This window comes from Mailhella massiliensis (assembly GCF_900155525.1).
In the GTDB taxonomy this organism is placed as follows: domain Bacteria; phylum Desulfobacterota; class Desulfovibrionia; order Desulfovibrionales; family Desulfovibrionaceae; genus Mailhella; species Mailhella massiliensis.
Window position 1 is genome coordinate 22,459 of sequence record NZ_LT706943.1, and the last position, 12,259, is coordinate 34,717.

Sequence of the window (12,259 nt, forward strand, 5' to 3'; positions counted from 1 at the left end):
AACCTCACACAAAAGAAATCTAAAACCCACACCCTGCTCCGGCAAACCGATTGCCCAGAGTGTCTCTCCTGTCTATCAGGTATGCCCCAACGGAAAAAGCAAGTCAATGCGTATTTGGTATTTTTTTCTCATTTATCAGGGGGGATGGAAGAATTTTTTTTGATACTGCCTGCTCCGCGTTGCGCTTCCCTGAAAAAAAGAAAGGAAATAAGGCAAGTGATATCATACGGATATCTTTTTAAAGCCGCGCAACATAAGAAAAGGGAGCGTTTTGCCGCGTTTTTTTGCGGAATCAGGCCTGCCTGCGCTTGAAGAGCTTTTCGAGGTCGGCCTTTTCCAGGGTTACGGCGCAGGGCCTGCCGTGGGGACAGAAATCCGGTTCTTCGGTACGCAGCCACTGCCGCACGAGCTGCATGGCGTCGTCGGGGCTGAGGTGCTGCCCCGCGCGTATGGCCGTGGCGCAGGCGTGATGTATCCATACGGAGGTGAGGTCGTCCACCCGGCCGGAAAGCGCTTCCCGCAGGAAGGCGGAAGCGTCGGAACGCTCCATTTCCGGGGGCATGGCCCGTACCGAGAGACGGTTGCCCCGGCAGGAGGCTTCAAAGCCGAGCCGGGTCAGCGTCTGTTCCAGTTCCAGAAAGCGTTCCTTTTCCGCAGGGTGCAGATCCATTTCCAGGGGAACCAGCAGGGGACGCGCCACCCCCCGCGAGCCGTTTTCACGGAATTTTTCGTAGAAAATGCGTTCGTGCATGGCGTGCTGATCGAGAAGAAGCAGCGTATCGTCGTTCTGCGAGAGCACAAGATAGGTGCGCGCCACCTGTCCCAGATAACGGAAACCCTGAAGCGGGGAAACGTCCGGGCGGGAAGATTCCTTTACCGGTTCGGGTTCAGCCTCGGCCTCCAGTTTGAGGGGAACGGAATCCTTGTTTTCCGGCAGCAGGCGTTCCCGGGCGGGCAGAGGCTTTTCCGCTGTTTCGTCCTTTTTCCGTGCAGAAGGCGCAGCCGGGGAAGGTGCAGGCATGGGCTGCGCTGCGGCAGGCGGTGTGCTGTTTGCCGGATGGGCGGGGTTGGGGAGTCCGGTACGGAAGTCCCGCTCGGGCATGAAGGGTTCGCACAGGCTGTTCTTGACGAACACGACTTCCTCTTCGGGCAGAGGTTGAGGTTTTTGCCGCTTCGGCATGACGCGCACGGCGTCGGCCTCGCCCCAGAAACCCAGCGGACGGACCGGGCGTTCCGCCTGTGCGGGAGCGCTTTTGGCTGCGGGCGCGGAGAAAAGCGCGGACGGGGGAGTGGGAGAAGGCTCTTCAAAGCGCTCCGCAAAGCGTTCCGAGGCAAGAGGAACACCGGCAAGAGCGTGGTTCACGGCGCGCAGTACCGCCGAGAACACGGCCTGTTCGTCGCGGAAGCGTACCTCGTTCTTGGCAGGGTGTACGTTCACGTCCACCTCGGGAGCGGGAAGATCGAGAAAGAGCACGGTCTGCGGGTAGTCGCGGCTGGTGAGCCTGCCCTGATAGGCCTGCCGCACGGCGCGCATGAGCAGCTTGTCGTTCACGGCGCGGCCGTTGACGTAGAAGAGCATTCTGTCGGCACGGGGCTGCGAGGAGCGGGGGTCGGACGTAAGGCCGTAAAGATGCATGTCCGACACATGAATATCGAAGGGGCGCAGCGCGTCCACAATGGCGGGGGGCCACAGCACCCCCATGCGCCGGGCAAGGTTCTGTCCCGCCTCGAAACGTATGACTTCCCGGCCTCCGGCCTTCAGGGTGAAGCCTGCGTCCGTACGGGCAAGGGCGATGCGGGTAAAGAGTTCCTGCGCCTTTTTCTGTTCCGTGGCCGGGCTTTTCAGGAACTTGAGGCGCGCGGGAATGTTGGAGAAGAGTTCGGCCACTTCCACCAGCGTGCCCTGATTGAGCGCTGCGGGAAAAACGGGCTTCATGGCGCCGTAGACGACTTCGATGCAGGCCGCCTCGCCCGTGCTGCCGTCTTCTTCCTGCGGGGCGGATATCATGCGGAAGCGGGATACGGAGGCGATGCTGGGCAGGGCCTCGCCCCGGAAGCCGTAGGAATCGATGTTCAGAAGGTCGCCCATGTCGGCAATCTTGCTGGTGGCATGGCGGGTAACGGCAAGCTCGAGCTGGTCGGCCCCTATGCCCCGGCCGTTGTCCGTGACGCGGATCAGGGTCTGGCCGCCGTTTTCCAGTTCCACGGTGATGCTGGTGGCACCGGCGTCGAGGCTGTTTTCCACAAGTTCCTTGACGACACTGGCCGGGCGTTCCACCACTTCGCCTGCGGCGATCTGGTTGGAAAGTTCCGGCGGCAGCAGGCGTATGGTCTTTTGGGGGGAAGTGTTCATGCGAACCTCGGGAAGGATGTGACGGCACGGCGGAATGCTTGTCTATTTTTCGGATGAATCATGAGAAAGTCAAGGAAGGGGAGTCTGCGGTGCGGCCTTGTCTTCGGGGGCGGGCGCCCTATGCAGGGAAAAGCATGGCGCAGCCCGAAGACCGGAGCGGTGAGGGACAGGGAAGAGGGGAAGACGGCCGGAAGGGCGCGTCAGACGGGAGAGCGGACCTTTCAGGCCGAGGGGGAACGCTTTGCCCGCGGATTCTGCACGCCCATGCGGAGCATACGGAAGTAAAGCTCGCGTCCCACCCAGGCATCGGTGGCGGCGTATTTGATCTGCTGGGGAGTGAGCTCGTGGTTTTCCCAGTTGGAGCATTGGGCGCTTTTGCTGATGCGGAACCCCAGAAGGTTGGCGGCAAGGGTACGCAGGCCCTGAGCCTGAATGCCCCTGGCCCGGGCCATGACGGCCAGATCCACCACGCCGTCGGCCGTGAAGGGATGGATGCGGGCAAGCGCCTTCATGTCGTCGTGAATGGCTACGCCGACCTTCAGCACACGGGGGGAGGAAAGCAGTTCGGCAATGTCTTCGCTGAAGGGCAGATGCGTAAGCTGTATGAGATAGGCCGTTTCCGCCGTGGCAAGCTGTATGAGCGCGGGGCGGCAGGTTTTGCCCTTGGTGAAGGTGGGGCGTGTTTCCGTATCGAAGCCGAGCACAGGCTCCTGCCGGAGCACGTTCAGCGCTTCTGCAAGGGTTTGCTCGTCCTGTACCAGCACCACGGGGCCTTCCCATGCCTGAATGGGCAGGAGATTGATTTCCTCCTTGCTCAGGCACGGCTGAAGAACAACAGGCGAAAGCGCCTGCTTTTTGGACCTGCGGGAAGGGGAAACGGTATCGACGGGCATAATTAAACCTTGCTTGCAAGCCTTATCATGGAAAAACCGGGGGGGCAAGATGCCCGCAGCGGCATGGGAAGGGGAAAAAGAGGCTGTTTTTCCCCTTCCCGGCCGTCCGTCGCGGCGAAAAGGCGGAAGAAGGGCGCTTTTCACGACGCAGACGTGCCGGCGGGGCGGAAATCCACGTCGGAAACAGGCGCTTTTGCAGACGGCTTGCAAAAGCGCGCCGATACCGCGCAGTCCATGGTCGTTTCTGTCTTTTTCGAGGGGGAAAACAAAGGCCCGGCGCGGGGCCGGGCCAGGGAAAGGCATTACTTGCCGATGCAGAAGGAATCGAAGATGGCGTTCAGCGTATCTTCCGTACTGTTCAGGCCCGTGATGTCCGCAAGATGGGCGGAGGCGGCTTCGAGATGAATGCTGCAAAGATCGGGCGGCACGGAAAGGGCGATGGCCGCATCGAGCTCCTCCAGCGCGTGAAGCGCCTTGCGGAGCTGGTTCGCCTGACGGAGGTTCGGGGCTGTTTCCCCTTCCTGCGGCGTCTCATCGGCAAGGCAGAGGGCGCGGACGGCCGCGCACAGCTCGTCTATGCCTGTTCCTTCGCGTGCGGAAACGGGCATGAGGCGCGCGCCGTGGAAGCTTTCCAGACCGGGGGGCGGGGGCGTCAGATCGGCCTTGTTCCATACCGCGATGCAGCGCTGCGGCCCGAGAGCATGAATCAGTGCCTTTTCCGCCTCGAAGGCGGCCGGAGCGTCGCCTTCCGCCGCACGGGTGCCGTCCAGCACGATGAGCACGCAGCGCGCATTTTCGGCCAGTTCGCGCCCGCGGCGCATTCCCTCAAGTTCTATGCTGTCTTCGCTGTTTTCCCGCAGGCCTGCCGTATCCACAAGGCGCACCGGCAGCCCCGCGAGCGTGGTCATTTCTTCCAGATAGTCGCGCGTGGTGCCCGGCTTTTCCGTGACGATGGCCCGGGGCCTGCCGAGGAAGGCGTTCATCAGGCTGGATTTGCCCGCGTTCACCTGCCCGGCCAGCACCACAAGCGCGCCTTCGCGCCAGCAGCGGGCGCGTTCGTACCCTGCAAGGAGCGCGTGTATGCCCTGCGCCACTTCCCGCGTGATGGCGGAAAATTCCTGCGGGGGCAGGCATTCGCCTTCTTCTTCGGGAAAGTCGATGGCAAGGCATACCCTCTGCCGCAGGTATTCCAGCCTGTCGCGCAGGGCCTGAACCTTGCGGCCGAGCAGACCGTCGAGCTTGGCGGAAGCAAGGTACACGCCCTCGCGCGAGGGCGCGGCGATGAGTTCCGCCACGGCCTCGGCCTGGGAAAGATCCATGCGGCCGTTCAGGAAGGCGCGGCGGGTGAATTCGCCCCGTTCCGCCATGCGCGCCCCCCGGGAAAGCACGGATTCGAGCAGGGCGGAAAGCACGGCGACGCCGCCGTGCCCCTGTATTTCGGCGCAGTCTTCTCCGGTAAAGGAGTGCGGAGCCTTGAAGAAGACGACAAGCGCCTCGTCGGCCTCGCGGTTCTGCGCGTCCAGTATGCGTCCGTGATGCAGCATACGCGGGGTGAAATCGCGGAAGGACGGCGCGGAGGGCCGGAACAGGGAAAGAAGAATGTCGTGAGCCTTCGGCCCCGATATGCGTATGACGCCCACGCCGCCCGCGCCCGGGGCGGTGGCTATGGCCGCAATGGTGTCGGCATCGGCTCGGAAGTGGCCTTCGCTCATTTTTCCAGCTCCGCGCGGATCATGGAGGAGAGGGCCGGATCTTCGCAGATTTTTGCCGCGACTTCGTAGTTTTCGCGGGCCTTCGCCTCCTCGTTCATATGATAGCGGTAAATGACGGCGAGGCTGTAGCGGGTGGCGGCGTCGTCCTTCAGATGGAGGGAGCGTTCAAGGCTCTCCGCGGCTTCCTTCCATTTTTCCTCACGGGCGAGCAGAACGCCCATAAGGTAGGCCGGGCGATGATCGGAAGGCGCGGCCACGCCCGCGCGTTCGGCCATGTTCCGCGCCGCATCGTTGTCGCCCCGTTCGGCGAACAGGCTCGCAAGGTGCAGCAGCGTATCCACGTCGTTGGGGTTGCTCTGCAGCTTCTGCATGAGCGCCATGACGGCCTCATGTTCCGGCGAATCGGCCTGCACCTCGGCAGGGGCCTGCGCCGGGGAAGCCTGTGCCGCGGGGCGGGTGTTCTGACGGACGAGAGGATGGTCGCCCATGCGCCAGGCCAGAGAAAGGGCGAACATCGCGCCTATTCCCAGAGCGAGCGCACCGAGCACGATACGGCGGGAGGCTTCAGTCATGATCGGCCTCCCACTGAGCCATACGGCGTTCCAGCCTTTTCTGTTCTGCGGCCAGGAAGGCCGTGTAAAGCCCCAGTCCTATCCAGAGCGCGGCGTTGGCCGCCATGAGCCAGGTAACAGCAGTCATAGGATATCTCCCGCCTTCCGGCGCGGTATCAGTGTTGTTCGTTTTCCGATTCTTCCATCATACGTTCGAAGAAGAGTTCATCCAGCCTGCGGGAAAGGAGCCGCTGCCTGTAGCGCAGAAGGAGCATGGCGAGCCAGATGAAGAAAAAGCTCATGACGCAGGCCGCCACGGTGACGGCCATTTCCGGTTCCAGTCCGCCGCCCTGCGAGGCGAAGACGGAAGGGTGGATGGAACGCCACAGCCTTGCCGAGAAGAAGACCAGCGGAACATCGAGAAAGCCCGCAATGGACACCACGGCGCAGAGGGAGGCGCGGCGTCCTTCCGGCATGGGCATGGAGCGCAGCGCCATGCAGCCGGCGTAGATGAACCACAGGATGAGCGCCGTGGTCAGGCGGGGGTCCCACGTCCACCACACCCCCCAGGAATGCCGTCCCCAGATGGAACCGGTCACCAGCGTGAGGGTGCAGAAGAGCATACCGATTTCCACGGCGGAGGCGGAAAGCAGATCGTATTTCACCTTGCCGCTTTTAAGGTAGGCAATGCCCGCAATGCAGGAAACGCCGAAGCTGATGAGTCCCCACCAGGCCAGGGGCAGGTGGATGTAGAAGATTTTCTGAACAAGTCCCATGACCTGTTCTTCCGGGGCGTACACATAGATGAGCCACTGGCAGAAGGCCAGGGCAAGGGCGCCGAGAACGGCGAACAACGCGGTGGGGGAACGCTTCATCAGTCATCTCCGCTGTAGACGAAGGGGAAAAGCAGAAGGCCGGCGGCAAGAAACAGCCCGTCGAAGGCGGCGGCAAGGCCCAGCCATCGGGAGGCGTCTTCCATCATGGGTTCCGGGTCCAGCCCCATGGAGGCGAGGCGTACTCCGGCAAGGAGCATGGGCACGAGCAGGGGGAAAAGTACGATGGAAAGCAGAGATTCCCTCCCGGAACGGCCCACGGAAAGCGCGCCGAGCAGGGAACCCGACGCGGCCATGCCCGCATTGCCGAGGGCTATGCCCGCAAGCGCGGGAAGCCATCCCGGCCCGAGATGCTGGCCGAGAAAGACGAATACGGAGGGAATGAACACGCACTGCGCCGCGGTGAGCAGCAGAAAACCCGCCATGGCCTTGCCCAGCCATACGGCCTGCACCGGCGCGGGAAGCAGCACCAGGCCGATGCGGGCCTGCGCGGTTTCCTCCACGGCGTAGAGCATGTTGAAGATGAGCACCTGACAGAAGGCCGAGGCCAGCCAGAACATGGCTGCGGCCGCCTGCGGGCTGAGTCTGTCGCCCGCGTTCAGGGAAAGGCTGAACAGGAATACGAGCAGAAGCCCCAGAAGCAGGGCCTGAAGAAGACCCGCCCCCCGGGCGAGTATGAGTTTCAGATCCTTCCGGTAGACGGCAAGGGCGCATTTCAGCACAAGACGCCTCCTTCGCTTTTCGTCAGCGAACGTGCCTCCAGCGTGAGAACGGCGTCGGCATGGGGGGCGTCTTCCGCAAGGTCGTGGCTTATCCACAGTACGGCGGCCCCGCGGCCGCGCGCTTCAAGCATGAGTTCCATGAGCATTCTCCGGGAGGAAACGTCGAGCCCCGTGGCGGGTTCGTCCAGCAGAATGAGCATGGGCTCGGCAAGGAGAAGCCGCGCAAGGTTGAGGCGCTGCGCCATGCCCCGGGAAAAGACGCCCGCCCGCTCATGGGCGTGCCGGGCAAGTCCCACGCGCGCGAGGGCGTTTTTCGCCCTTTCCTCCGCATGGTCCAGTCCTGCGGCGCGCGCCCAGAAAAGCAGGTTCTCCTCGGCGTCCAGTCCGGGGTAGAGAAAGGTGGCATGGGCCATGTAGCCCAGCCTTTCTTCCGGCACACGGCGCGTTACCGTGCCTGCGTCCGGCCGGGTGAGTCCGGCCATGATGCGCATGAGCGTGGATTTGCCCGCGCCGTTGGCCCCCGCAAGAAGGGAAAGGGTGCCGGGCATGAGAGACACATTCACACGGCGGAAGAGAAGCCTCGGCCCGAAGGCCTTGGCCACGTCGGTAAGTTCCAGAAGTGCGCCGTCCATCTCAGTCTTCCGCGCTCTGATTTTCCGGACGACGTCTGCGTCCCAGGGCTATGAAAGGGGCGAGGCTCATGAGCGCGCCACCTATCCACAGCCAGTTCACGAGCGGGTTGGAACTCATGCGGAGCACCGCGCGGCCGCCGTTGATGCCGAGAAGCGTGACGTAGAATTCGCTTCCCAGAGAGGGATAGGTGGTGGCTTCGGAAAAGGCGGAACTCGGGAACTTGTCGTACAGACGGCGCTGCGGCGATATGGTGCCGATGACCTTGCCGTCCGAAGCGAGCTGCAGTTCCGCTTCGATGAATTCGAACGTGGCGTCTCTGCCTTCATAAAGGTTCAGAAGCGTCACTTCATACTGCCCGACCCGGGCGACGCCGCCCCTGGCAAGTTCCATTTCCACTTCCTGCTTGTAGGGGCCGGAAAAGGAGATGCCGAGGGCCACGAGGGCCAGACTTGCATGAACGATGCAGGCCATGAGCGAGGGCCGCCAGGCACGCACGGATTTTTCCATGAACAGCAGACCCATGCTCACCAGCAGGGCCGTGCTCAGCGAGGCGGACATGAGCGGCAGCGCCTGCGTGACGCCCGCGCGCCAGTAGATGACGAGCGCGCCGCAGAAGGCCGCGGCCACGATGACGAGCCTGCGCCAGTTGCGCGTGCCGCCCTGCCAGCGTATCCACGGGCAGATGAGAAGCAGCGCGAGAAGCACCGTGAAGAGCGGCAGGCATACGCTGTTGTAGAAGTGCTGGTCGAGCCCCATGGAACGGTCCGACCAGAGCGTGCTGATGACGGGCCAGAGCGTGGCGAGAAGAATGATGAGGCCGATGGCCATGAGCAGCCACACCGTCATGACCACGAAGCCCTCGCGCGTTTCCAGTCCGCCGAGTTCCTTCGCGTTCTCATCCTTCGCCAGAAGGGAGATCACGCTGATGATGAGCAGAAAAGCCAGCACGAAGAAGAGCAGATAGGGGCCCGTGCCGTTGCCGCCGAAGGCGTGCACGGAATTGACCACCCCGCCGCGCACCAGATAGGTGGCGAAGAAGGCCGAAACCGTGGTGAGGCTCATGAGGAAGATGTTCACGCGGTGCAGTTTGCCGCGCCGCGTTTCCATAAGGCAGGTGTGCAGGGCGGCCGTGCCGATGAGCCAGGGCAGGAGCGAGGCGTTTTCCACGGGGTCCCATGCCCAGTAGCCGCCCCAGCCCAGTTCCATGTAGGCCCACCAGCCGCCGAGTACGATGCCCGCCGTGAGGAAGAGCCAGCCGGTAAGGGTGAAGGGACGGGCCACCTCTATCCAGTGCATGGGGTCCTTCTGCGTGCTCATGGCCTGCGCCAGAGCGAGGCAGCCGGGAATGACGAAGCCGCCGTAGCCCAGAAAGAGCAGCGGCGGGTGAAAGATCATGCCCGGGTTCTGGAGCAGGGGATTCAGGCCGTAGCCGTCCGCCGGAGCGGGAAGACTGCGCAGGAAGGGATTGCTCCAGGTGGAGAGCAGAAGACCGAAAAAGGCCATGACGGCAAGGAAGAAGACCAGAAACCAGCTTTTCGTTTCGGCGGAAAGGGAACGGTAGGTGCGCGTGAAGAGAAAGGCCGTGCCGCATACCGAAACCATGAGCGCCCAGAAAAGCAGGGAGCCTTCATGCCCGCCCCAGAAGGCTGTGCAGCGGTAGAACAGGGAAAGCGCCCTGTCGGTATAGTTCGCCACATAGTCCAGAGAGAAGTCGCTGATCACGAGCGCATACATGAGAATGCCGGAAGAGACAAGAAGGCAGAGGGAACCGGCGGCCTGCGCGTATTCGAGCCAGCGCAGTTCGGAAGTTTTGCCCTGCCAGAGCTGCGCCGTGCCGACGGCGCCTCCGGCCAGGGAGAAAAACAGGGTGGCGAGCAGACAGATATAGGCGGCAAGATACATGGCGTCTCCTGAAAAGCGGGATCGCGGGCTGAAAGGGCCTCAAAAAAACGCGCGTATGGGGCGCGTTTTTATGGTTCAGGCCTTTTCCCTGTTGCTTTTTTCATACTTGGAAGGGCACTTGGTCATGAGCGTTTTGGCCGTGAAGTCCGCGCCTTCCATGCGGCCCTCCACAATTACTTCCGCGCCCTTGTCGAAGGTGTCGGGCAGAACGCCGCGGTAGTGCACGCGGATACCCTTGTCGGGATGTTCCAGATCAAGCAGCGTGAAGCTTGCGCCGAGCCCGTTTTCAGGCTTGACGATGTCTCCCGCCGCCACGCCGAACAGCCTTGCGGACTTCAGCTTTTCCGAAGGCATGGCCACGGCTTCCGAGACGTTGAGGTGATACATGGTCCCTTCGGAAAGGGCCGACCACAGCATGAAACCCGCCCCTCCGGCGAAAAGGGCGAACGCGGCAAGGTATATGGAAAGGTTCTTCTTTTTCGTCGACATGTCGCCTCCTGGGCTATGAGCATCGTTCAGCCGGCGGCTGTTTTCAGTGACGTGAGTCACAGGGAAAAACAGGGGCCGGGCCCTGTTGCTTCCTGTCCCGGAAGGACTCTGACAGATTTATTCCCGTCTTGCAAGTAGGAATTATTCCTGTTTATCGCTCTGCGTATTTTCCACTCTGGCGGAGGCCGTCGTCCTGGCGCGGCGGCTCCGGGCCACGGCACGCAGATCGGCGGCAAGGTCGCTTTCGTCCACGATTTCACGGCCGAGCAGTTCTTCCATTACGTCTTCCAGAGAAATGACGCCCGCAAGGCCGCCGAATTCGTCGAGCACGGCGAAAAGATGCTGACGGCGTTCCAGAAATTCCGTGAGCACCTTGTCGAGCGTGAGCGATTCGAGCACGAAGTGCACGGGCTGCATGATTTCTCCGAGCCTCATCTCTCCGTCGTCCGCATCGCGGTGCAGCACCACGTCGCGCCGGAGCACGAGGCCCACGATGTCTTCGTTGTCCTCGGCATAGACGGGGATGCGGCTGAAGTTCCAGAAGGAGGGGATGGCGTAGGCCTGCTCCACGGTACAGTCTTCCGGCAGGGAAAAGACCACGGTGCGCGGGGTCATCACGTCGTGCACGCGCTTCTGGTCCAGCGCAAGAATGTTGCGGATGGCGGTTTCCTCATAGCTCTGGATGACGCCTGCCTGCCGCGAGATGCGGGCCATGGCGTTGATGTCGTCTTCCGTGGCTTCGGGGCCGGATTCCTTGGGCGTGATGAGCTTCGTGATCTGGCCGGAAAGCCAGGTGGCCGGGCGGAGAATGACGGTCATGATAAAGAGCGGGAAGGCCAGAAGGCGGCCCAGTATCCCGGGGTAGGAGACGCCCAGCGTTTTGGGAATGATTTCCCCGAAAAGCAGCACGAGCACGGTGAACAGCGCCGCGAAATAGGGCATGTTTTCCGCACCGAGGGCGCCTGCGGCCAGGGCGCCCGCAAGGGATGCGCCCGCCGTGTTGGCGATGGTGTTCAGGGTGAGGATGGCGGAGATGGGCTGATCCACGTTGGAGCGCATGTGATAGAGAAGTCTGCCGGCGCGGGAGCCGGATTCCTTCATCTTTTCAAGCGTGGTCCACGGAATGGAATAGAGCATGGCCTCCATGGTGGAACAGAGGGCGGAGATGGAAAGTGCCAGAACGACGGTGATGATGAGCGCGGTCATGATACGGGCCGGGGTTATAAGGTTGACGGAATACGATGGTAGCCGAAGAATGCCGCTCCGGCAATGGCGGAGACGTTCCCGCAGCAGGGAAATGCGGTCGCTCCGGGGCACAGGCCGGGAGAGTGCCGGATGTCTGCCTTGCTCAGGGCAGAGGCTCCATGGAACAGTTGACGCAAAGCCCCTTTCGGGCCAGGCAGGTGCTGCCCCAGGCGTACATGGCTTCCAGCACGGGGCGTATGGTTCTGCCGAATTCCGTAAGCGAATATTCCACACGCGGGGGAATGACGGGAAAGATTTCCCTGTGTACGAGCCCGTCCCTTTCCAGTTCGCGGAGCTGCTGGGTGAGCATTTTCGGCGTGGCTCCGGGGACGGTGCGGCGCAGTTCGGAAAAGCGCATGGGGCCGGAGATGAGCTTCCATAAAATAAGCGTCTTGTATTTGCCGCCGATCATGCCGAGAGTGGCTTCCACGGGGCAGTGCAGTTCTGCGGCGGAGGGAAGGTCGCCGCCGTGTGCACGGCAGCCTTTCGCGTCGTTCATAACGGTATCCTTTCAGGTACTATCTATCAAAAAAGTACATTCTTGCGAATAGCATATCCATAGCTGTAAAAGAAAGGCAAGTCAACGAAAACGCGGCGGGCCGCGTCTTGTCCGCCCCGATACGAGGAGAATACAGCCATGAAGAAAGTCATGACCATTGAAGGAATGCGTTGCCCCCACTGCTCGGCCAATGTGGAAAAGGCTCTGAGCGCCGTTTCCGGCGTTTCCGCCGTGACGGTGGATCTTGCCGCCAAAACCGCCGTCATGGAAGCGGCGGAGAATGTGTCCGACGAAGAACTCAGAAAGGCCGTGGACGACCTCGGCTTCCAGGTGGTGGACATCCGCTAGGATGAGAAATCGTTTTCCGGGCCGAGCGTGCCGCCTCCTTTGAGGAAGCGGCACGCTCGACCGGAGCCGTTTCCGGCAG

13 protein-coding genes are annotated in these 12,259 nt (G+C 62.2%); 1 reads left to right on the forward strand and 12 read right to left on the reverse strand.

Annotation, left to right across the window (positions count from 1 at the left end):
* Positions 1-292 precede the first annotated feature (292 nt).
* The 12 genes from mutL to CZ345_RS03765 all read right to left on the reverse strand — a co-directional run bounded on the left by mutL (position 293) and on the right by CZ345_RS03765 (position 11,832).
* Positions 293-2,353 carry a DNA mismatch repair endonuclease MutL gene (gene mutL / locus CZ345_RS03710; protein ID WP_077071861.1) on the reverse strand — a complete coding sequence of 687 codons (2,061 nt, stop codon included), beginning with the start codon at positions 2,351-2,353 and terminating at the stop codon, positions 293-295.
* A 221-nt stretch (positions 2,354-2,574) separates the two neighbouring features.
* Positions 2,575-3,246, reverse strand: coding sequence for a 3'-5' exonuclease (locus CZ345_RS03715; RefSeq protein WP_083717113.1), 672 nt, complete (start codon positions 3,244-3,246; stop codon positions 2,575-2,577).
* Between the two features lie 302 nt (positions 3,247-3,548).
* Positions 3,549-4,958: a tRNA uridine-5-carboxymethylaminomethyl(34) synthesis GTPase MnmE gene (mnmE, locus tag CZ345_RS03720; RefSeq protein ID WP_077071862.1), complete on the reverse strand. Its 1,410-nt coding sequence runs from the start codon at positions 4,956-4,958 to the stop codon at positions 3,549-3,551.
* Positions 4,955-5,530: a tetratricopeptide repeat protein gene (locus CZ345_RS03725; RefSeq protein ID WP_077071863.1), complete on the reverse strand. Its 576-nt coding sequence runs from the start codon at positions 5,528-5,530 to the stop codon at positions 4,955-4,957. The genes mnmE and CZ345_RS03725 overlap by 4 nt, the downstream gene beginning before the upstream one ends.
* Positions 5,523-5,657, reverse strand: coding sequence for a CcmD family protein (locus CZ345_RS03730; protein ID WP_077071864.1), 135 nt, complete (start codon positions 5,655-5,657; stop codon positions 5,523-5,525). Before CZ345_RS03730 ends, CZ345_RS03725 begins: the two co-directional genes overlap by 8 nt.
* A gap of 28 nt (positions 5,658-5,685) precedes the next feature.
* A complete protein-coding gene (locus CZ345_RS03735) occupies positions 5,686-6,384 on the reverse strand; it encodes a cytochrome c biogenesis protein (protein WP_077071865.1) in 699 nt (232 codons plus the stop codon).
* On the reverse strand, positions 6,384-7,064 hold the full coding sequence (locus tag CZ345_RS03740) for a heme exporter protein CcmB (RefSeq protein WP_077071866.1): 681 nt from the start codon (positions 7,062-7,064) through the stop codon (positions 6,384-6,386). The genes CZ345_RS03735 and CZ345_RS03740 overlap by 1 nt, the downstream gene beginning before the upstream one ends.
* The gene (locus CZ345_RS03745) at positions 7,058-7,696 is read right to left on the reverse strand and encodes an ABC transporter ATP-binding protein (RefSeq protein WP_077071867.1); all 639 of its coding nucleotides are present in this window, start codon (positions 7,694-7,696) and stop codon (positions 7,058-7,060) included. The genes CZ345_RS03740 and CZ345_RS03745 overlap by 7 nt, the downstream gene beginning before the upstream one ends.
* A gap of 1 nt (position 7,697) precedes the next feature.
* Complete coding sequence (locus tag CZ345_RS03750) at positions 7,698-9,599, reverse strand: heme lyase CcmF/NrfE family subunit (RefSeq protein ID WP_077071868.1); 1,902 nt, start codon at positions 9,597-9,599, stop codon at positions 7,698-7,700.
* Positions 9,600-9,674: 75 nt separating this feature from the next.
* On the reverse strand, positions 9,675-10,088 hold the full coding sequence (locus tag CZ345_RS03755) for a cytochrome c maturation protein CcmE (RefSeq protein WP_077071869.1): 414 nt from the start codon (positions 10,086-10,088) through the stop codon (positions 9,675-9,677).
* A gap of 141 nt (positions 10,089-10,229) precedes the next feature.
* Positions 10,230-11,294 carry a hemolysin family protein gene (locus CZ345_RS03760; protein ID WP_077071870.1) on the reverse strand — a complete coding sequence of 355 codons (1,065 nt, stop codon included), beginning with the start codon at positions 11,292-11,294 and terminating at the stop codon, positions 10,230-10,232.
* Between the two features lie 142 nt (positions 11,295-11,436).
* Positions 11,437-11,832, reverse strand: coding sequence for a winged helix-turn-helix transcriptional regulator (locus tag CZ345_RS03765; protein ID WP_077071871.1), 396 nt, complete (start codon positions 11,830-11,832; stop codon positions 11,437-11,439).
* A 138-nt stretch (positions 11,833-11,970) separates the two neighbouring features.
* On the opposite strand from CZ345_RS03765, the gene CZ345_RS03770 reads away from it, so the two are divergent.
* Complete coding sequence (locus tag CZ345_RS03770) at positions 11,971-12,180, forward strand: heavy-metal-associated domain-containing protein (RefSeq protein ID WP_077071872.1); 210 nt, start codon at positions 11,971-11,973, stop codon at positions 12,178-12,180.
* Positions 12,181-12,259: the final 79 nt, after the last annotated feature.

Excerpts from the sequence above, each read along its gene's own strand:
- mutL (WP_077071861.1), bottom strand. The coding sequence starts at position 2,353 with ATGAACACTTCCCCCCAAAAGACCATACGCCTGCTGCCGCCGGAACTT.
- CZ345_RS03715 (WP_083717113.1), bottom strand. The coding sequence starts at position 3,246 with ATGCCCGTCGATACCGTTTCCCCTTCCCGCAGGTCCAAAAAGCAGGCG.
- mnmE (WP_077071862.1), bottom strand. The coding sequence starts at position 4,958 with ATGAGCGAAGGCCACTTCCGAGCCGATGCCGACACCATTGCGGCCATA.
- CZ345_RS03725 (WP_077071863.1), bottom strand. The coding sequence starts at position 5,530 with ATGACTGAAGCCTCCCGCCGTATCGTGCTCGGTGCGCTCGCTCTGGGA.
- CZ345_RS03730 (WP_077071864.1), bottom strand. The coding sequence starts at position 5,657 with ATGACTGCTGTTACCTGGCTCATGGCGGCCAACGCCGCGCTCTGGATA.
- CZ345_RS03735 (WP_077071865.1), bottom strand. The coding sequence starts at position 6,384 with ATGAAGCGTTCCCCCACCGCGTTGTTCGCCGTTCTCGGCGCCCTTGCC.
- CZ345_RS03745 (WP_077071867.1), bottom strand. The coding sequence starts at position 7,696 with ATGGACGGCGCACTTCTGGAACTTACCGACGTGGCCAAGGCCTTCGGG.
- CZ345_RS03750 (WP_077071868.1), bottom strand. The coding sequence starts at position 9,599 with ATGTATCTTGCCGCCTATATCTGTCTGCTCGCCACCCTGTTTTTCTCC.
- CZ345_RS03755 (WP_077071869.1), bottom strand. The coding sequence starts at position 10,088 with ATGTCGACGAAAAAGAAGAACCTTTCCATATACCTTGCCGCGTTCGCC.
- CZ345_RS03760 (WP_077071870.1), bottom strand. The coding sequence starts at position 11,294 with ATGACCGCGCTCATCATCACCGTCGTTCTGGCACTTTCCATCTCCGCC.
- CZ345_RS03765 (WP_077071871.1), bottom strand. The coding sequence starts at position 11,832 with ATGAACGACGCGAAAGGCTGCCGTGCACACGGCGGCGACCTTCCCTCC.
- CZ345_RS03770 (WP_077071872.1), top strand. The coding sequence starts at position 11,971 with ATGAAGAAAGTCATGACCATTGAAGGAATGCGTTGCCCCCACTGCTCG.